The sequence below is a fragment of the Bradyrhizobium sp. SZCCHNS3016 genome, from assembly GCF_032484535.1.
GTDB lineage: Bacteria > Pseudomonadota > Alphaproteobacteria > Rhizobiales > Xanthobacteraceae > Bradyrhizobium.
On the sequence record NZ_JAUETE010000005.1, the window covers coordinates 79,803 to 98,607 of the forward strand.

The 18,805-nt window shown below is 67.3% G+C and carries 19 protein-coding genes; 8 read left to right on the plus strand and 11 right to left on the minus strand.

All coding sequences use genetic code 11. The annotated features are described in order from the left end of the window. The first annotated feature begins 125 nt into the window (after positions 1 to 125). The 4 genes from QW881_RS12200 (at position 126) to QW881_RS12215 (ending at position 4,799) form a co-directional block, all read left to right on the plus strand. Complete coding sequence (locus tag QW881_RS12200; protein ID WP_315759000.1) at positions 126 to 1,871, plus strand: CHAD domain-containing protein; 1,746 nt, start codon at positions 126 to 128, stop codon at positions 1,869 to 1,871. A gap of 83 nt (positions 1,872 to 1,954) precedes the next feature. Next, positions 1,955 to 2,167 (plus strand): MJ0042-type zinc finger domain-containing protein, encoded by a 213-nt coding sequence (locus QW881_RS12205; RefSeq protein ID WP_315737382.1) that lies wholly within the window; start codon positions 1,955 to 1,957, stop codon positions 2,165 to 2,167. A 193-nt stretch (positions 2,168 to 2,360) separates the two neighbouring features. Continuing rightward, the gene (locus tag QW881_RS12210; protein ID WP_315759001.1) at positions 2,361 to 3,533 is read left to right on the plus strand and encodes a M20 aminoacylase family protein; all 1,173 of its coding nucleotides are present in this window, start codon (positions 2,361 to 2,363) and stop codon (positions 3,531 to 3,533) included. Positions 3,534 to 3,881: 348 nt separating this feature from the next. Further along, on the plus strand, positions 3,882 to 4,799 hold the full coding sequence (locus QW881_RS12215) for a DMT family transporter (protein ID WP_315759002.1): 918 nt from the start codon (positions 3,882 to 3,884) through the stop codon (positions 4,797 to 4,799). 147 nt (positions 4,800 to 4,946) lie between these two features. Here QW881_RS12215 and QW881_RS12220 read toward each other — a convergent pair whose 3' ends face one another. Beyond that, positions 4,947 to 5,960, minus strand: a complete 1,014-nt coding sequence (locus QW881_RS12220; RefSeq protein WP_315759003.1) for an NAD(P)-dependent alcohol dehydrogenase — start codon at positions 5,958 to 5,960, stop codon at positions 4,947 to 4,949. Between the two features lie 183 nt (positions 5,961 to 6,143). Further along, positions 6,144 to 6,998, minus strand: coding sequence for an HWE histidine kinase domain-containing protein (locus tag QW881_RS12225; RefSeq protein WP_315737378.1), 855 nt, complete (start codon positions 6,996 to 6,998; stop codon positions 6,144 to 6,146). Positions 6,999 to 7,448: 450 nt separating this feature from the next. On the opposite strand from QW881_RS12225, the gene QW881_RS12230 reads away from it, so the two are divergent. The 4 genes from QW881_RS12230 to QW881_RS12245 all read left to right on the plus strand — a co-directional run bounded on the left by QW881_RS12230 (position 7,449) and on the right by QW881_RS12245 (position 10,113). Further along, the gene (locus QW881_RS12230) at positions 7,449 to 7,862 is read left to right on the plus strand and encodes a hypothetical protein (RefSeq protein WP_315759004.1); all 414 of its coding nucleotides are present in this window, start codon (positions 7,449 to 7,451) and stop codon (positions 7,860 to 7,862) included. A 167-nt stretch (positions 7,863 to 8,029) separates the two neighbouring features. Then, positions 8,030 to 8,215 carry a hypothetical protein gene (locus QW881_RS12235; RefSeq protein ID WP_315737722.1) on the plus strand — a complete coding sequence of 62 codons (186 nt, stop codon included), beginning with the start codon at positions 8,030 to 8,032 and terminating at the stop codon, positions 8,213 to 8,215. Positions 8,216 to 8,374: 159 nt separating this feature from the next. Continuing rightward, entirely contained in the window at positions 8,375 to 8,899 is a 525-nt protein-coding gene (locus QW881_RS12240) for a thermonuclease family protein (protein WP_409999042.1), read from the plus strand. Between the two features lie 116 nt (positions 8,900 to 9,015). Then, positions 9,016 to 10,113 (plus strand): D-alanine--D-alanine ligase family protein, encoded by a 1,098-nt coding sequence (locus QW881_RS12245; RefSeq protein ID WP_315759005.1) that lies wholly within the window; start codon positions 9,016 to 9,018, stop codon positions 10,111 to 10,113. A 42-nt stretch (positions 10,114 to 10,155) separates the two neighbouring features. On the opposite strand, the gene QW881_RS12250 is transcribed toward QW881_RS12245, so the two are convergent. From QW881_RS12250 to QW881_RS12290, 9 genes are all read right to left on the minus strand, one after another. Further along, the gene (locus tag QW881_RS12250; protein WP_409999044.1) at positions 10,156 to 11,355 is read right to left on the minus strand and encodes an efflux RND transporter periplasmic adaptor subunit; all 1,200 of its coding nucleotides are present in this window, start codon (positions 11,353 to 11,355) and stop codon (positions 10,156 to 10,158) included. 2 nt (positions 11,356 to 11,357) lie between these two features. Next, on the minus strand, positions 11,358 to 13,724 hold the full coding sequence (locus QW881_RS12255) for an ABC transporter permease (RefSeq protein WP_315759054.1): 2,367 nt from the start codon (positions 13,722 to 13,724) through the stop codon (positions 11,358 to 11,360). Next, a complete protein-coding gene (locus tag QW881_RS12260; protein ID WP_315737374.1) occupies positions 13,718 to 14,479 on the minus strand; it encodes an ABC transporter ATP-binding protein in 762 nt (253 codons plus the stop codon). The genes QW881_RS12255 and QW881_RS12260 overlap by 7 nt, the downstream gene beginning before the upstream one ends. Before the next feature lie 167 nt (positions 14,480 to 14,646). Then, positions 14,647 to 14,919 (minus strand): hypothetical protein, encoded by a 273-nt coding sequence (locus tag QW881_RS12265; protein WP_315759007.1) that lies wholly within the window; start codon positions 14,917 to 14,919, stop codon positions 14,647 to 14,649. A 190-nt stretch (positions 14,920 to 15,109) separates the two neighbouring features. After that, entirely contained in the window at positions 15,110 to 16,342 is a 1,233-nt protein-coding gene (locus tag QW881_RS12270) for a PHB depolymerase family esterase (protein ID WP_315759009.1), read from the minus strand. A 4-nt stretch (positions 16,343 to 16,346) separates the two neighbouring features. Further along, the gene (locus tag QW881_RS12275) at positions 16,347 to 16,778 is read right to left on the minus strand and encodes a CopG family transcriptional regulator (RefSeq protein ID WP_409999045.1); all 432 of its coding nucleotides are present in this window, start codon (positions 16,776 to 16,778) and stop codon (positions 16,347 to 16,349) included. 445 nt (positions 16,779 to 17,223) lie between these two features. Further along, on the minus strand, positions 17,224 to 17,637 hold the full coding sequence (locus QW881_RS12280; RefSeq protein WP_315759011.1) for a GFA family protein: 414 nt from the start codon (positions 17,635 to 17,637) through the stop codon (positions 17,224 to 17,226). A gap of 15 nt (positions 17,638 to 17,652) precedes the next feature. After that, positions 17,653 to 18,132, minus strand: coding sequence for an SRPBCC domain-containing protein (locus tag QW881_RS12285; protein WP_315759012.1), 480 nt, complete (start codon positions 18,130 to 18,132; stop codon positions 17,653 to 17,655). Continuing rightward, positions 18,129 to 18,458 (minus strand): metalloregulator ArsR/SmtB family transcription factor, encoded by a 330-nt coding sequence (locus QW881_RS12290; RefSeq protein WP_315759014.1) that lies wholly within the window; start codon positions 18,456 to 18,458, stop codon positions 18,129 to 18,131. Before QW881_RS12290 ends, QW881_RS12285 begins: the two co-directional genes overlap by 4 nt. Positions 18,459 to 18,805: the final 347 nt, after the last annotated feature.

Below are 18,805 nucleotides of genomic sequence, written 5' to 3' on the forward strand. Positions count from 1 at the left end.
AATGCGACCGATAAGCGCTGGCGCGTCGAGCATCGTCAGCCGCCTGCGAGAAATGCCACTGTCCCTTTGTGCCGGCTGCAGCTATACGAGAGATGACTGTCACTAAACGGTTACAGAATCGACACATGCCCGATTCGAACGCAACGGCGTCGATCCACGGCAGTGGCCATGCGGTCGGCGTGCGGGATAGTGGTGACTCGGCGAGCAGCGATCCCGGTGGCGCCGCCGATAGCTTGACTGCACAGCACCTTGCCGATCACGCGGTCACACGGGGGGATGCCGTGGCGCCGGGCGTGGAGGTCGTGACGCCGTCCTTGCCGGATCCCGCGGCCGGCGCCGGCCATGAGATCGAGCTGAAGCTCCTCGTCGCGCCCGATCAACTCGCCGGCTTCAACAACGCACCGGTCGTTACCGCGCATGCGCGCAACAAGGGTTCGCGCAAGCATCTGACATCGGTCTACTACGACACGCCGAAGCGCATGCTGTGGAAGAACGGCTTCACCTTGCGGGTGCGCCAGAGCGGCTCGCGCTTCGTGCAGACCGTGAAAGAGCAGCACAGCGACGACCCGCTCAAGCGCGGAGAGTGGGAGGCCAGCGTCAGCTCGCTGGCGCCCGATCCGGTGCTGGCGGCCGCGCTGCTGCCGGAGGAGCTTCGCTCCGCGCTGGCCGATGCAACGCTCGAGGCGGTGTTCACGGCCGACGTGCATCGTCACGCGCGCATGCTCGACGTGCCCGGCGCGACCATCGAGATCGCGTTCGACAGCGGTGTCATCAAGGCCGGCGAGCACCGTGAGATCGTGAGCGAGATCGAGCTGGAGCTCAAAAGCGGCAACCCCGCCGCCATCTACGAGATCGCGCAGCGCATCGCCGATCACGGACCTATCAGACCTTCGATCCGCAGCAAATCAGCGCGCGGTTTCGACCTCGCAGCCGGAGCAGCGCCGGGGGCCGAAAAGCCGCGCAAGCTGCGCCTCGATCCGGCGGTGTCTCTCGACGAGAGCTTCGCCGTCGTCCTGCGCGGCAGCCTGCGTCATCTGCTGCAGGCAATGCCTGCAGCAGATGATGGACGCGATACGGAAGGCGTGCATCAGTTGCGGGTAGCGCTGCGCCGCCTGCGCGCCGCGTTGCACCTGATGCGGCCGCTCGGGACCTCGGCGACGCTCGACGGTCTCGAGGCGGATGCCCGCTGGCTGGCACAGAGCCTCTCGGCGGCGCGCGACCTCGACGTGTTCCTGAACGATACGCTGCCCGAGATCGCCGAGGCGTGCCCCACGGTTGCAGGCTTCGACTCGCTCCGGTCGCTCGCCGAGCGGCGGCGCGAACTCGCCTATCGCACGCTGCGCATCGCGCTTGCCGAGCGCCGCTGCGCCGCTTTCGTGCTCGGCCTCGGCGAATGGATCGAGACCCGCGGCTGGCGCAACGACGTCTCCCCCGACGATCTCCGACGCCTCGCGGCGCCCGCGATCGATTTCGCCGGGCCTGTCCTGTCGGAGCGCCACCAGAAGGTGCTCAAGCGCGGCCGCCGCTTCAAGAAGCTGCCGGCCGAGCGGCGCCACCGGCTGCGTCTCGCGCTGAAGAAGCTGCGCTACAGCATCGACTTCCTGCTGCCGCTCTACGGCGCGAGCAAATCGGCGAAGAAATATGCCAGGACGCTCGCCGGTTTCCAGGAACAGCTTGGCCACTACAATGACATGGCGGTCACCGCCGGCGTGATCGAGACCCTCGGCACCACCTCTACCGACGCGGCGATCGCGGCCGCCGCGATCACCGGCTGGCAGACGCATGCCATGGCCGGCGTGGAGCAGCCGTTGCGCGAGGCGTGGCGCGCCTTCACCAAGGCGCCGACGCCGTGGCAGGCCGAGGAGGCGTGACGATTGGACGCGATGACGTCGGTTCATGGAGCGCATTGATCCGGTTCAAGGTGTCTGGTCGAGCTGTTTGGGAGCGTGATCTCATGAAGATATCCAGCGTGACGTGTCCGCATTGCCGTGCCGCCTACGAGATCGCGGAATCGACATCCGCCGTTGGCGCTGCCGGGCGGTTCGACTGCGGCGTCTGCGGCACGCCATTGGCAGCGTGGGACGAGCCGAAGCTGCGGGCCTTCCGCCTGGAGGTGCCGCCCGAGCGCAAATACCCCCGCGTGCCCGCCCCCGCCCCGCTCGCCTGACTCCCGTTCCGCAATCCGGAACGCCCGGCATCGTCCGTCGAGGTGACCGCGCATCCGCGCATGGCGCCATGGCCGGCCGCAACTTGCCTCGCTTTTTTGACCGGGTCATAGTCGGTCGTTGCGCGGTGCTGTCGGCTGGCCTGGCCGCATCACTGCAGCGTTCCGATTCACTTCAGCGAGTCATCCGGTCCTCATGCCCATCCTCAACAGCATCGCCGCGCTCTCCGACGAAATGGCCGCCTGGCGCCACGATTTCCACGAACATCCCGAGCTGCTGTACGAAGTCCATCGCACCGCCGGCATCGTCGCCGACCGCTTGCGCGAATTCGGCTGCGACGAGGTCGTGACCGGCATCGGCCGCACCGGCGTGGTCGGCGTGATCCGCGGGCGCAAGTCCGGCTCCGGCAGGACCATCGGCCTGCGCGCCGACATGGATGCGTTGCCGATCGAGGAAACCTCCGGCGTTCCCTATGCCTCGAAGACGCCGGGCCTGATGCATGCCTGCGGTCATGACGGCCACACCGCGATGCTGCTCGGCGCTGCGAAATATCTCGCCGAGACCCGCAATTTCGACGGCACCGCCATCGTCATCTTCCAGCCGGCCGAGGAAGGCGGCGCCGGCGGCAAGGCGATGGTCGACGACGGCCTGATGACGCGCTGGGGCATCCAGGAGGTCTATGGCATGCACAACATGCCGGGCGTCCCCGAAGGCCATTTCGAAATCTCGCCGGGCGCGATGCTGGCTTCGGCCGATGCGATCCACATCAAGGTCACCGGCAAGGGCGGCCATGGCGGCGCCGGCCCGCACCGGGCCGTCGACAGCATCCTGATCGCCTCGCAGATCGTCAACGCACTGCAGTCGATCGTCGCGCGCAACGTCGATCCCTTGAAATCCGCGGTGATCTCGATCTGCTCGATCCATGGCGGCACCACCTTCAACGTGATCCCCGAGACGGTGGAGATGCTCGGCACCGTGCGCACGCTCGATCCGGAGATCCGCGACCTCGTCGAGAAGCGCATCGTCGAGGTCACCGAGGCCACCGCCCGTGCCTATGGCGGCTCGGCCGAGGCGATCTACGAGCGCAAATATCCGGTGACGATGAACCACCCGGCCCAGGCCGCCTTCGCCGCCGACGTCGCCCGCGACGTCGCCGGTGACGAGCGCGTCAACGACCGCGCCATTCCCCTGATGGGCGGCGAGGACTTCGCCTTCATGTTGGAGGCCCGCCCCGGCGCGTTCGTGTTCCTCGGCATGGGCCCCGGCAACGAGTGCCACCACCCGGCCTATCGCTTCAACGACAACATCCTCAGCGCCGGCGCATCGTACTGGGTGAAGCTGGTCGAGAAGAGCATGCCGGCGAACTGATGAGCTGATGAAAACGTAGGGTGGGCAAAGCGGCAGCGTGCCCACCGTAGCGCGTCATTCTTCGCAACGAGATGGTGGGCACGGCGCCATCACGATCTCATGCGGCGCGGCCGCGCCTTCGCCCACCCCACATTCTGGATTGTTCGCTTCGCTCGCAATGACGGGCGTGGCGGGCACCGGAATTCCTCCAAGCTCCGCCATCGCGAGCGCCAGCGAAGCGATCCAGGGGCGCAGCGCACGAACCGGAATGGCTACTTCGTTCGGAGCCGGAACGTTTCGTTCCGCATCGAAACGTCGAGCGCTGCCGGGCCGCTATGAGAAGGCGTCCTTCTCCGCCGCGAGTCCCCCATGCAGCGCCGCTCCGACCTCAGCCGCGAAATCGCCCTCCTGGTTCTGCTCTCGACCTTGTGGGGCGCCTCCTACACCTTCATCAAGATCGGCGTCGAGACCATCCCGCCGCTGACCCTGATCGCGGCACGCACGCTGATCGCGGGCTTGCTGCTGGCCGCGATCATCCGCAGCCGCGGCCTCGCTTGGCCGCGTGACCGGACGATATGGCGTCGCTTCATGATCCAGGCCGGCCTCAACAGCGTCGTGCCGTTCACGCTGATCGCCTGGGCCGAGCGCACCGTCGAGGCGGGCCTTGCGACGATCCTCAACGCCACCTCGCCGATCTTCACCTTCCTGCTGACCGCGCTGGTGACGCACCACGAACCCGTCACCCTGCGCAAGCTGGTCGGCGTCGCCGCCGGACTCGCCGGCACCTGCCTCATCGTCGGCACCGAGGCGCTGGGCGGGCTTGGCCGCGAGTTGTGGGCGCAGATTGCGATCGTCGCCGCCACCATCTGCTATGCTGGCGCCGCGATCATGGGAAAGAGCTTCAAGGGGCTCAACCCTATGCTGCCGGCGGCGGGATCGCTGCTGTCGGGCGCCTTGGTCCTGATCCCGCTCGCGCTCGTCGTCGACCATCCGTGGACGCTGGCACCGTCGCTGCGCTCGGTGCTGGCGCTGGCCGCGCTCGCGACCGTCTCGACCGCGGCCGCGATGGTGATCTATTTCCGCCTGGTGCAGACGCTCGGCTCGATCGGCGCCACCGCGCAATCCTATCTGCGCGTGCCGATCGGCGTTGCGATCGCCGTGGCCGGGCTCGGCGAGCACCTCGCGCCGACCGCCTGGATCGGGCTCGCCTGCGTCGTCCTTGGTGTGATCGCGATGACGCTGCCCTCGCGCAAGGGCATGATGGATGGCAGAGAGACGGTCCGCTGACCGCATATCCCGGCAGGGCTCAAAACAAGCGCAACTCACGCCGTCATTGCGAGCGCAGCGAAGCAATCCAGGGCGGCGGGCAAACAAGTCTGGATTGCTTCGTCGCCTTCGGCTCCTCGCACTGACGAGAAAATTGATGCAGCGCCCTTACCCGATCGCGATCGCTACCTTTCCGACATGCGCGCCGCTCGCCATGTAGTGGAACGCCTCGCGCGCCTCGCTGAACGGAAACACGCGGTCGACCACCGGCTTCACCTGATGCAGCGTCAGCGCGTTCGCCAGCGCCTGCAGATCGTCGACCGAGCCGACCGTGACGCCCTGCAGCCGCTGCTGCTGCATCACCATCAACGGCAGCCGCAGCTCCGAGGCCGGCGCTCCGGCGAGCACGCCGATGAAGGCAATGGTGCCACCGATCCGGGTGGCGCGGATCGATTCATTCAGCGTACCGACGCCGCCGACCTCGACCACGAGATCGACGCCCTGCCCCGTGATCTCGCGCGCCTTCTTGCCCCAGTCCGGCGTCGTCTTGTAGTTCAACGTCACGTCCGCACCCACCGACTTCAGCCGCGCGATCTTGGCCTCGCTCGACGACGTCGCGATCACCCGCGCGCCCGCGATTTTCGCGATCAGCAGCGCAAAGATCGAGACGCCGCCGGTGCCTTGCGTCAGCACGGTGTGGCCCGGCCTGATGCCGCCGAGCTTGATCACGGCACTCCAGGCGGTGACGCCGGCGCAGGGCAAGGTCGCGGCCTCGACATCGCTGAGATGCGCGGGCGTCCTGATCAGCGCCTGCACCGGAAAGACACGATACTCGGTCAACGTGCCGTCGACGCCGCCGCCGAGCGCCCCACGCATCTTCGCTTCGCTCGGCTCGCCGCCCGTCCAGCTCTCGAAGAAGCTGCCGACGACACGATCGCCGGCTGCGAACGCCGACACGCCATCGCCGACCGCCTCGACCACGCCTGCGCCGTCGGACAGCGGCACCAGCGGAAATTTCTGCCGTGAGCCGTAGCCGCCCCTCACGGTCAGGAGATCGCGGTAGTTGATGCTCGCCGCCGTCAGCCGCACCAGCACCTCGCCCCTGCCGGGCTGCGGCACGGGCTTGTCGACCAGCGCCAGCGCATCGATTCCGCCGGGCCCCTGCAGCTCGTAGCATTGCATCCGATGTCTCCCGCCCATGCGGCGCTGTCGCTTCGTTCTTCTGCCGGGAATGGTGAAGCGTTTCGTGCCGGCGATCAAGCCGACCGTCGTTCCATGCGACGGACAAACAACGCAAACACGCGCATGCTCCGCTCTGGAGTCCGGAGATCACCGCGACCGCGCGTACCGACCGCCGACACGCCGTCACATCGCCGCTTCGAACCTGATCCGACAGACCAGACCCTCGTCGCGAAAATCCTGCTCGATGCTGCCGCCGATCGCTGCGAGGCTCGCCCGGATCATGCGCGCGCCAAATCCCTCGCTCCCAGGCGGCTCGATCGCGTGCGGACAGAGCTCGCGCCAGGCCACGGTGCCGCGGCCGCCTTCCTGCGCGATCTGGACCTCGAGCCGTCCGCCCTGACCGCGCAGCGCGCCGTATTTGACGGCGTTGGTCGCGAGTTCGTGGAACACCAGCGCGAGATTGCGCACCGCTTCCGGCCCCAACGGCATGTCCGGCCCGTCTACCGTCACGGCGCCGGAGGCGCGATACGGCTGCAGCTCGACGTCGAGCAGCATGCGCAAGGTCATCAGGCGGTGGTCCGACCAGGCGAGACTGTTGGCGCGCGCGACGGCGTCGAGCCGCAGCGCGATCGCCTCCCCTTTGGCGCGATCCTCGCCCGACAGGCTCGATCTGACGATCGCCTGAAACAACGCGAGCTGATTGTTCACGCGATGCCTCAGCTCGCCGAGCAGCAATTCGCGCGCATGCTCGCTGCGCTTCAGCTCCACGAGCGCGCCGCGACAGAGATGCCCGAGCCAGATGATCAGCGCCGCGGTGCTCAGGAATCCAACGAGGTTGATCGCCTCGGCATGATCAGGACGATCGGTGAAGCCGACGAGCACCACGGTGGCGGACAGCCAGGCGGCAAAAATGGCCGCGGGAATGCCGCCGAGCAGCGCGGCGAACACCACCGCCGGGTAGAAGGTCGCGTAGGGCAGCGTCGCGCCGGCATAATCCAACCCGATCCGGCCCGCGGTCGAAATCGCGACGGCGAGCATGGTGAGCAGAAACGTGGTCGCCGACCACCGTCTGCTCCGAACGATCCAATCTGAGAAACTCCGACCCGCGCGCACGATTGACCCCGAAGGCAAGGTCTATCGCCGGACGCCGGCTGGAACAAGCTGAAGGAACTGCCGCCGGGGCGCAAATATTTTAGGAACTTTTGCCGCGCCGTTGCGTTTGGCTACCCTTTGTTGCGCCAGACGGAACGCATCATGCCGCGCGGTGGGAGAAGCCACCGCTCCGCCGCCACGGGCACGCACTCCGCGTCGCGTCTGCGCCAGCACAAATGCCGGACGTTGCACGATGAGCTCGTCGCAGGCTCGCCGACGAACTGAAAAGACAACGGTATCGGAACGCTGCACGCGAAAGAGCTTGTATCCGGCGCTTCTCGCTGCGCTAACCCTAGCGGCTTGCCGCTGAGCGCCGCAGCGTCGATCATCGCGGCCATGACGACGAAATCGCGCGAGAGACTCTACGGTGCCGGCATCCGCATCGCGCAGGAGCAGGCCGCGCGTGCGCGTAAGGAAGCGGATCGTCTGGCCTGCGACGCTTGGAACAAGCGCATGCTCGGCTACAAGGGGCCGGCGCAGCCGTCACCGCTGCTCGGCGATGCGCTCAACGCCGGCTATTACTATCTCGAAGTGCGCTGCCTCGGCTGCGACACCAATCAGACCGTCGCGCTCGACATCATCAGGCGCGCCAAGACGACGCCAATCCATGAGCTCGAGCGCTACATGCGCTGCCAGGATTGCTCGCGGCTTCGCGGTCATCCCTACAAGCGCAGCGCGCTGGTGGCGTTGCGCGAAACCAAGATCTCGGCCGCGCATCCGGCCTCGACATGGTGGCCCGGTGAGCGATAGGCGGTCGAATACCCAGCGTCGCGTCCCCTCGGATTCGTGCAGAGGTACTCCGATCAGGCGCTGACTGCACCCCGCTCGAAAAATACGTGGATACTCGGAACAATCATGACGATCCGTTGTTTCGAAAACTTGCCGGCGCGGCAGGGAAGCGGAACATGTCAGAGTTGATGACCCAGCCGGACAAGCTGCGGGCCGACGCGGCGGAATGCGCCCTCATTCGCGATCTCGCCACCGACCGCGACAAGCGCGAGCTGTTCGCGCGTCTGGCCGAGCATCTGAGCATGCTCGCCGCCGAGGTCGAGCGCGCGGCCCGCGCGCAGGATGGGCGCACAGAGAAAGCGAGCCTTCGCTGAACCGCGAAGCTCCCTGGACGAACTGTGCGGATTCACGCTCCCCTGCTGTCGCTGCGCTCGCCACACAATCGCGCAACTCCACTTCGCTATAGATCGGGATGATCCGCGATCGATTCGCGCAGCGAGCGATCACGCCCCTCTCAGCGTCAGGTGCCGATCTTGCGACGTTTCCTCCCCTGCCTCGTTCTGCCGCTTCTCCTCGCTTTCCCCGCCGCAGCGGCTGAGCTCGCTGGCCGCGTCAGCATCGTGGACGGCGACACGCTGGACATTCACGGCGAGCGGATTCGCCTGTGGGGCATCGACGCACCCGAAAGCGCACAGCTCTGCCGCGGCCGCGACCGCAGGCCGTATCGCTGCGGCGCGCTGGCCGCCAACACGCTGGACGCCTTCACGCGCGGCAAGGTTCTGCGCTGCCTGCCGGTCGATGGCGATCGCTACGGCCGCATCGTCGCGCGTTGCGCCGCCGGCGCGACGGATGTCGGCCAGTTCATGGTGTCGCGCGGGCTCGCGGTCGAGGAGCCGCAATATTCGCGCGGCCGCTACGCCGCCGATCAGCGCGCCGCCCGCCACGCCGGCCGCGGCATCTGGTCGGGCCGCTTCATCGAGCCGCCGCTCTATCGGAGCTGCATGCATGCCGGCGGGACGACGTCGGTGTGCTCGGACGGCGGGGTCGGCTGGCGGTGAGCGCCGCCGCATGACGGCGTCGCCTTGTCCACCACACCGGCCACAACACCTCAATTGCCACGCGTCGCCCTCTGGCTGTACGGTCGCGCACCGCAAAGACCAGGCTGGACGAGACGATGACAGAGACAAAGACGCGCGTGGCGATCCTGTTCGGCGGGCGCTCGGCGGAGCACGACGTCTCGCGGGCCTCGGCGGCCAACATCTTCCGCTCGCTCGATGCCGGCCGCTACGCCGTCACGCTGATCGGCATCACCACCGACGGGCGCTGGGTGCTCGCCGACGCTGCGAATGACGGTACAGGCGCGGCGCTGACCGTACCGACCGACGGCCCACAGATCGTGCTGCTGCCGGCCGGCCGGGGCCGCGCGCTGGTCATCGGCGACGGCGCCCCGCGCGAGCTCGCCTTCGACGTCGTGTTTCCGGTGCTGCACGGTCCGAACGGCGAGGACGGCACCGTGCAGGGCGCGCTGGAGCTCGCCGATGTCGCCTATGTCGGCGGCCGCGTGATGGGATCGGCGGCGGCGATGGACAAGGACGTCGCCAAGCGCCTGCTCCGCGATGCCGGCCTGCCGATCGTGCCGTTCGTCACCATGACGGAAGCGTCGCCGGTGACCTATGAGGCGGCAGTCGACGCCGTCGGGTCATCCGAGCTGTTCGTCAAGCCGGCCAATCTCGGCTCCTCCGTCGGCATCTCCAAGGCGCGCAGCGCCGAGGAGTTCGCCGCTGCCTGCCGCCTGGCGCTGCGCTTCGACCGCAAGATCCTGATCGAGCGCTGCATCAGCCCGGTGCGCGAGATCGAATGCGCGGTGCTGGAGAATGCCGACGGCGAGGTCGCCGCCTCCGAGCTCGGCGAGATCGTGCCGGCCGACAGCCACGGCTTCTATTCCTACGAGGCCAAATACACCGACGCATCGGGTGCCTCGCTGCACGTCCCGGCACAGGTCGAGCCGGGTCTCGCCGCACGCATCCGCAAAATGGCGACCGAGGTGTTCGGCGTGCTCTGCTGCGAGAGTCTCGCGCGCGTCGATTTCTTCGTCCGCGGCGAGGAGGTCTACGTCAACGAGGTTAACACCCTGCCGGGCTTCACCAACATCAGCATGTACCCGAAGATGTGGGAGGCCACCGGCCAGCCCCAGCCGGCGCTGATGGACAGTCTGATCGCGCATGCGCTGGCGCGTCATGCGCGGCTCAGGCAACTGGCGTCGCAGCGCTGACGACGATCGCCGGCCGCTCCTCGGGCCCGACGGCGCCGCAGGTCAGCGCGGCGCGACCTTGACGCCGTCGGCCACTCGGTCGCTAGGATAGATGATCACGACATCGCCGCTGGCGACGCCGTCGGCCACGGCGGCCAACCGGCCTGAGCGCCGGATGAGCCGGACGGTGCGCAACTCGGCGCGCCCGTCCTTCAGCGCGAACACCGACCAGTCGTCACCGCGCTTGAACAGCGCGCCGGTCGGAACGATGGTCGCATCCTCCTGCGTGAAGACGACGATCTGCGCATCGAACTGATAGGCATCGCCGAGCCGCTGCCATTGCTCGGCCGGCGAGACGATGTCGATCAGCACGTTGACCCTCTGCTCCTCGATTCCGAGCGTCGATATCTTGGTGAACGCCGCCGGCTCGACCCGGCGAACCCGCCCAGAGAGTCGGCCGGCGCCGCCCCAGCGGTCGATCGTGACATCAGCGCCGGGACGGATCTCGACCGCATCGGTGCTGAGCACGTCGACGACCACTTCGAGATCGTGGGGATCGCCAAGGTCGAGCAATGCCGCACCCGGCTGCACCGTCGTTTCGCTTTCCTGGGTCACCTTCAGCACCAGCCCGCCGACCGGCGCGGTCACGCTCCAACTATCCGCCGGCGCATCGGCATCGGTCTTGCTCCCGTAGCGCGCCAGCATCGCCCTGAGCTGGCTGAGCTCGTGCTCGGCGGCATGGTCGACATATTCGGCTGCGCGCAGGTCACGCTCGGCGATCCGCATCGCGAGCTCGGCACGCTCCCGCGCCTGCGCCGTTGCAGCTCCGCTGGCGGCCAGGGCCGTGGTACGCGCCAGATCGGCGCTCGCCTGCGCGCTCTGCGCCTGCGCTCGGGCCACGACCGCCTTGGCCCGCTCGACGTTGGCCTCTGCCGCGCCGAGCAGCTCCTCGGCCTCGCGGCGGGCGCGCGGATCGAGCAGCGGCGCTGGCGCCGGCGTGATGGTGGCAACCACGTCGTCCGCCTTGACCTGGTCGCCGGCCTTGAAGCGGATGCGCCCCAGCCTGCCGGCGAGCGGCGCGGCCACGACGTAGCGCTGGCGCACCCGCGTCTTGCCGTCGTCATCGACGGTGGCAACGAACCGCCCCTTGGTCACCACGGCCGTCTCCACCGGAACTGCGCCCGGCATCGCCATCCAGGCGATGACGGCGGCGGCCGCCAGGAACGCTGACACGATGCCGAGGCGGCGCAACACGGGACGCATGCTCATTCCCTGGTCTTGAGGGCCGCGACCAGATCGAGCCGATCGACCCTCCTGCGGACGATGATGGCGCTGATCGCGGCGCTGGCCAAGACCACCGCGGTGGCGATCAGGTAGGTCCGCAGCGCGATCACGCCCGGAATCTGGAAGCTTTCGCTGGAATGCAGCTGCGCGATCAGCGCAATGACGCCGCGCGACAGCAACAGGCCGAGCGGAATCCCGACCGCGATGTCCAGCGCAAACTCGCCGAACAGGATGCCCGCGACCTCGCTGCGGGTGAAGCCGAGCACCCGCAGGCTGGCGAGCTCCCAGGCGCGCTCCTGCAGGCTGATGCGTGCGCTGTTGTAGACCACGCCCACGGTGATGATCGCGGCGAAGCCGGTCAGGATGCCGGCGACGACGAACACGAGGCCCGCGATCTTCTCCATGAACGATGCGATGACATAGGCCTTCATGGTCACCGATTCGATCGCCGGCATGGTCTTGAAGCTCGCACCGAGCGCAGCCAGCGCCGCCGGCTCGACATGGAGGCTCGCCGCCGAGACCGCCGCGCCTTCGCCGGTGAAGCGATTGAGCGTGTCGATATCCATGTAGGACGCCATGCCGACCGCCTCGTCGACGATGGCGCTGACCGGAACGTCGCGCCGCCGGCGACGGCCTTCCATCGCCTCCACCGTGACGATCTGCCCTGCGTTCAGCGCCAGGCGCTCCGCAAGGCGTCGGGTCAGCGTAATGCCATCGGGCGCCGCCACGATCGGACGGCGCGCGGAATCGTGCGGCCGGCGCAGTTGGTCCGTCGCGGCCAGCCCGATCACCGAGGTCAGGTAGCTCTGATGCCCGGCGCGCAGGCGCACCGGAACGATGCGCTGACCTTCGACCGCGAGCACGCCGGGCTGGCGCGCCAGATCACGCAGGACTGCACGGTCGACCGGATGCACAAAGGTGATCATGGCGTTGCCGCGCTCGACCAGGTTGAACTGCAGCTCGATCATGTCGCCGATCGCATCGCGCCAGAAGATCCCGAGCACCATCATCGGCACCGCGAAGGCGATGCCGATGATGGTGAACAGCGAGCGGAACGGCCGCCCCGCGACGTTGCGCAGCATCATCATCCGCCGCGCGCCGAACGCCCTGCCCGGCACGATGCGCTCGATCCAGGAGCGGCGGAATCCCAGCGGCATCGCGGGCCGCATGGCTTCCGCCGGCGCAAGGCCGACGACCTCCTGAAGCGCCGTGATGACCCCGAACGCGCCGGCCGCGATGCTGATTGCGACACCGGCCACCGCCGCCCATGGCGCCAGCCGGAATGACAGCTCGGGCAGACGGAAGAACCCTTGATAGCTCGTGATCATGGCACGGCCAAAGCCGAAGCCGCCAGCGATGCCGAGCGCCGATCCGATCAGCACGATGACCAGCATCAGCTTGAGATAGTGCAAGGTGAGCAGCAGCGTCGGAAAGCCGAGCGCCTTCAGCGCCGCGATCTGCTCGCGCTGCGCGGCGACCAGCCGCCCGAGCGCGCCGTTGAGCAGGAACGTGGCGACACCGAAGAAGATGATGGGAATGGTGATCGACATCACCTTCTGCTGGTTCAGCTCGTCCTCGAGAAAGCGGTTCGACGGCTGGTCCCGCCGCGCGATCGCGCCGATCGACCCATAGGGCTCGAGCAGCCGGTCGAGCTCCTCGATGACGGGCTTGGGATCGACGCCCGGGGCGAGCGCGATCACGGCGTCGTTGAATGCGCCCTTCATGTCGAAGGCAGCCTCGGCCGCGCTGCGGTCGACCCACAGAATGGCATAGAGGCGATCGTCGGGAATCGGCAATCCGGGCTTCACCGCGTAGACATATTCCGGCGACAGGGCGATGCCGGAGATCCGGAAGCCCTGCACCCGGCCATTGAGCAGCACGCGGATCTCGCCGCCCGGCCTGACGCCGTTGGCGTCGGCAAACGCCTCGTTGACCGCGGCGCTGCGCGCGGCGCCCGGCTCGGGTGCCGTGCCGCGGCGCAGATGCAACCGCGCCAGGGGCTCGTCGCCGGCATGGGTCAGCGACACCAGGCGGGCCGAGACCGGTTGCGAGACGGCAGGCCAATCGACGATGACCTCGCGCACGATGCGCGGCTCGACCGCGACCACGCCAGGAATGGAATTGAGCCGCGGCACCAGCGCGAGCGGCGCCCGCTTCAGCGTGACGAAGATCTGCGGAAACCGGCCGTCGGCATAGAACTGCTCGCAGCCGCCGCGCAGGGACAAATAGGTCGAGACCGAGCCGACGAACACGGCGACACCAGCCGCCACCAGCAGCGCGATCGTGACCACCTGTCCGCGCATCGCGCCGATGTCGCGCCACAGCTTGCGGTCCAGCAGGCTCACCAGCGCACCTCATCGGCCGAGAGGCGCCGCGCATTGCGCGTCTCGCCGACGATGCGCCCGCCGCCGAGCCGCAGCACGCGATCGGCCATGCCGGCGATCGCCGCATTGTGCGTGATGATGATCGTGGTCGTCCCGAGCTGCGCGTTGGCGCGGGCGATCGCGGCGAGCACGACCTTCCCCGTCTCATAGTCCAGCGCACCGGTCGGCTCGTCGCACAACAGCACGTCGGGCGCCTTGACCATGGCGCGGGCCACCGCGACGCGCTGCTGCTCGCCGCCGGACAGCTGCGAGGGAAAGTGGTCGATCCGCCGCTCGAGGCCGACGAGCTTGAGCACCTCGAGCGGATCGAGCGGCTTGTCGGCGATCTCGGTGACCAGCGCGACATTCTCGAGCACCGTCAGACTCGGGATCAGGTTGTAGAACTGAAACACGAAGCCGACATGCTCGCGCCGGTAGCGCGTCAGCTCGGCATCGCCGGCGCCGACCAGTTGATGATCGCGCCACTGCGCCTCGCCCGAGGTCGGGCTATCCAGCCCGCCGAGAATGTTGAGCAAGGTCGACTTGCCCGATCCCGACGGCCCGAGCAGCACCACGAGCTCGCCTTCGTAGATGTCGAGGTCGACGTCGCGCAGCGCATGCACCTCGACTTCGCCCATCCGATAGGTCTTCGAGAGCTTGCGGGCGCGGAACACCGGGGTGGCGCCGGACCGATCAGGAGGCGCGGCGGGGCCCCCGTCGTTGGTGACGGCCGAACTCATCGGGCTGCGGCTCCTGCACCAAAGTCCCGCATCGAACGTGCGAGACGTCTCACGCCTGAATCCTCGACATCGGATGACATCCCGCCGACCATCGGTCGGTAGCCATCGTCATCCGTTGATGCATGTCAAGCGGGCACATCATCACGTGGCCAACGCGCTGATGTCCATTAGACCGCGGTCGCGATCACATACGCCAGCACGGCTGCGCCGAGGCAGCGCCGCCAGGGATTGACGCCGCGTAGGAGTTCGTCGAACGCCCAGACGAAGAGACTGGCTTTGACCAGACAATCCAGATTGAGGCCTGTCGGCCCCGGTGGATGCCAGACCCAGCTCAGAGAGCTGGCCGCCAGCACGATCCACAGAGCGGGGTTCGGCATCTGGGCGATCGTGATCTCGCCGGTCGCGCGATTTCGGAAGAACCAGTTCAGAAATCGCGACATCGGACCACCCGCGTTCGTCGTGACATGGTTCATTCCCCCGAAGGACGACACCCGCCAGGATATTCGTGCCCGCTTAACGGGGGAGATGCATCATGGTTGCCGGTAGCAGCGACGCGCAGATGTGCGGATGTATTGCCCCCGCACGATGGAATGCAGCGCCACCGGCATTTTCACTGGCGCCGTTGTCTTGCTAGTCTGCGCATGAATGCGCGAGGAAGAACCGCAGCATCTCCCGCGTCGCATCCGGTCCTTTCGGATCGGTGTAGGACCCGGCCGGACTGCCGCCGGACCAGGCGTGCGCGGCGCCGTGGACGGTCCAGTGCTCCGACGTCACCTTCCCGCTCGGCTCGGTCAGAATCGTCCGCGTATAGGCATGGCCACCGGGCACCCGCCCGTGCACGACCGACGATGTCCCGCGCATGGCGCCGGTCGCCTGCGCAACGACCCGGTCGCCGTTGGCGGGATGCACGGTCGTGTCGCGATCGCCATGGAAGACGATCGTCGGCACAGCCGATTTCCGATCCGCCGTGTGGCCGGCGCCTTGGCGCATGGCCATCAACGCCGAGGGAAGATCGCGCGCGGCCCCGCAGGCGAGACCGGAATGGACGCCGGCTGCGGCGTAGAGATCGGGATAGGTCGCGGCCATGATGGCGGCCGTGGCGCCTCCGGCCGACAGGCCGGCGACAAAGACGCGCCTGGGATCTACAGCATGGTCGCGCATCACCTGGCGGGTGATGCCCGCGATCAGCGACGGCTCGCCGCCCTCGCGCTGCTGGTCGCCGGTGCGAAACCAGTTCCAGCATTTCGACTGATTGGCACCGCTCGGCTGCTCCGGATAGACGACGAAGCAGCTCTGCTCCTCGCCCAGGAAGTTCATCCGTGTGCCGGCCGCGAAATCGTCCGCCGACTGTGTGCAGCCATGCAGCATGACGACGAGCGGAAGCTGACGGCCCTCGGCACTGCTGGGGATCAACAGCTTGTAGCTCCGGCGTCCCGCCGCATTGCCGAAGCTGGCCTGGATGAACCTTGCACCCTCGGGGGTGGTCTCGCGCGTCGAAGGCGCGCGCAGATGCGGACCTCGCAGGCTGAACCCCGGCAGCTCGCCGAGATCTTCGCGCCGGACGGGTCGCTGGCGCGCCTGAGCGGGTTTGGCTTGCGATGGCTTGTGCGATGGCTTGGCCTGAGCGGCGCGCGCTTGCGTCGGGGCGGCCTTCGCGGACGGACGGTCGCGCTCACCGACGCGCGTCGCCTCTCCCTCGATGGTCGGGGGCGCGAGCTGCGCCGGCGCTGATCGCACTGGACCGGCCGCTGCCGCCGGCGCGCTGTCGCCGCGCAGCATGCGTTGCAGCAACGCCGTGGCCTCGACCAATTGGCCGGCCCGCGTCAAGCGCGTCGCTTCGCGCATGATCTCTTGGTTCAGCATCGCGCTACCTCATTCTGTCGGCGAGAGCGGCCTTGACCGCGGGGGTGGCATGCAGCGCGCCCAGCACCGAGACCTGGGCGATGGTGGCGCGCGCCAGTTCGGGCGTCACGTCGGCGGCGATGGTCGCGAGCCCGAGGACATTGATCTCGAGCATGTGCCCGGCGCGTTGCGCCGCTTCGAGATCCGCGCGGCTGTAATTCCGCAGGCCGAGGTCCAGGCTGTTGCGCACCGTCGACTGCTTGACCACGTCGGCGTGCCGGTCGAGCTGGTTGCGGATCGCCGTTCGGATGAAATCGGTGCGGTTGGAATAAAACCCTTCCCGCACCATCAGATCGACCTGACCGAGATCGACGTAACCGAGATTGACCGTGATCTTCTCGGTGTCCGGGACTTTCCCGCGGAGTTGGTGGACGTTGTCGGGCACAGCGGCATCCATTTCTACCATCCACCGGGATGGTGGCTGGATGGCATATGGATGCCCACCGTTGACATTCAAGGCGCGAGCGTAATGTTCCGCCAGGGAACCGGTGATGCCGCGAGCTTCCTGTGAATCCTATCGCCTGCCAGCGCGGCCCGGCTCGATGCAGCAACCGAGGAAAGGGTTGGTCCAACATCGGAGGGGCAAGATAGAGCGCGCAGTCGCCACCGCCCCACCGCCGCGCAGGCCGTCGTTAGTTTAGTGCACTGTCACCGTGACCCATCGTTCCCGAAGGCGGACGATCCAGTACGCCGAGACTTTTCGGTTCGATATCTTCTGCCGCGGAATACTGGATGCTCCGCTTTCGCGGAGCATGACAGCATTGGAGACGGCGAGAGCTCATCCCACGGCCAATTGCCGATTCTCAGGAAATGCTCGTCTCGTTCGCCCCAAGCACCAAGACTCACCGCGGCGGCATCTTCTCGAATTTCGGCAGCGCCGGATCGAGGTGATCCCAGGCGTATCCGGCTGATGTCCACGACACCAGTTGCGGCTTGTAGCGGCTGGGATCGTCGAGGCTCGCCGGCAGAACGATGAACACATCGGGCATCGCGGGAAATGTCAGGTGAACGTGCGAGCCGCAGGTCGGGCAGAAGGCGCGCCGCTTGACGGTGCCGCCGTCGCCCGTGGTCTGCCAACGCGACACCTCGCCTTCGACTTTCACCTCCGCCGCGACGAAGGTCAGGTGCGACTGATGCCCGGTGCCGCTGTCGCGCTGGCATTGCCGGCATTGGCAGTCCAGCATCACGGCCGGCTCGCCCGTGATCTCGTAGCGCACCGCGCCGCAGGCGCAACCGCCGGCATAGGACCTCGTCATGTCGCTCTCCTTCATTCAATGCAGCCGTTGTGACGACGCCTGTTCGGCGGCGACCTGATCGAGCTTCTCGACGACCTTCTTCCAGCCTTCGCTCATCTTGCGATAGGCGGTGTCGTTGGTCGGAAGCACGAAGCCGGAATGGACGAGGCGAAGGCGCGTGCCGGTGTCCGCCTTGGAAAGACTGAAGGTGACGACCGTCTCCAGCGTCGCGCCGTAGCCGACATTGCCGGCGTGGCCGCCCTTCCACGCGTAGGACAGCCGCTCGTTCGGCACGACCTCCAGCACCTCGCAATGAATGGTGCCATCCCATTCGCCCGCCGGCGTGGTCTGAAAGGTGAAACGAGTGCCGACGACGGCCTCAAATCCCTTCGGCGCCATCAGCCAGCGACCGATCAGTTCGCCGCTGGTCAGGGCTCTCCAGATGACCTCGGGCGCATGAGGGAAGGTGTCTTCGACCACAATGGCCTGCGTGTCCGCATTCACGGCTTGGTTCATGGATCGATGTCCTTCAGCAGGTTTCTCAGATTGGCAAAGCGGTCGCGCCAGAACGCGCCGTAATGGCTCATCCAGTCGGCCAGCGGCTCCAGGCCGCGTGGCTCGGCGCGGTAATAGACCTTGCGGCCCTCGGGGCGCTCGCAGACCAGGCCGGCCTGTTTCAAGGATTTCAGATGCTGGGAGATCGCGCCCTGCGTGACGGTGCTGCCGCGGGTGAGTTCGACGACGGTGATCTCGTCGGCCTCGACGATGCGCTCGAACACCGCACGCCGGGTTGGGTCGGCCAAGGCGCGCATGACGGTGGTGATGGTTTCAGGCTGGAACATGGAGAAAGAATAGCCATCACTAATTCATTAGTCAACACTAATGTAAAATCCGCAGGGTGTTCCCGTAGCGGCTGCCCTGCCCCCCGCTTCGGTCGCCGCGAGTTTGCCGTCAAAACAGCCGGCATGACCGCCCGCGGTAGGATGAGGAGTCAGGATTGCGTCTTCCGTTTCAGAATTCGGCTGCCGAGAACGATCAGCTCGCTTTCGACCTAAACGAATGTTTCACGCGGCGGAGCCATTCCAACGCCGCGGCGATCTTGTACAGGAGCGCGATCAGAGGCCCGGGGACACCGAGATGGCGCAGAGTCGAGGCTGCGTCCTCTTGGTATCGCGCGCGAAAGCTCGCA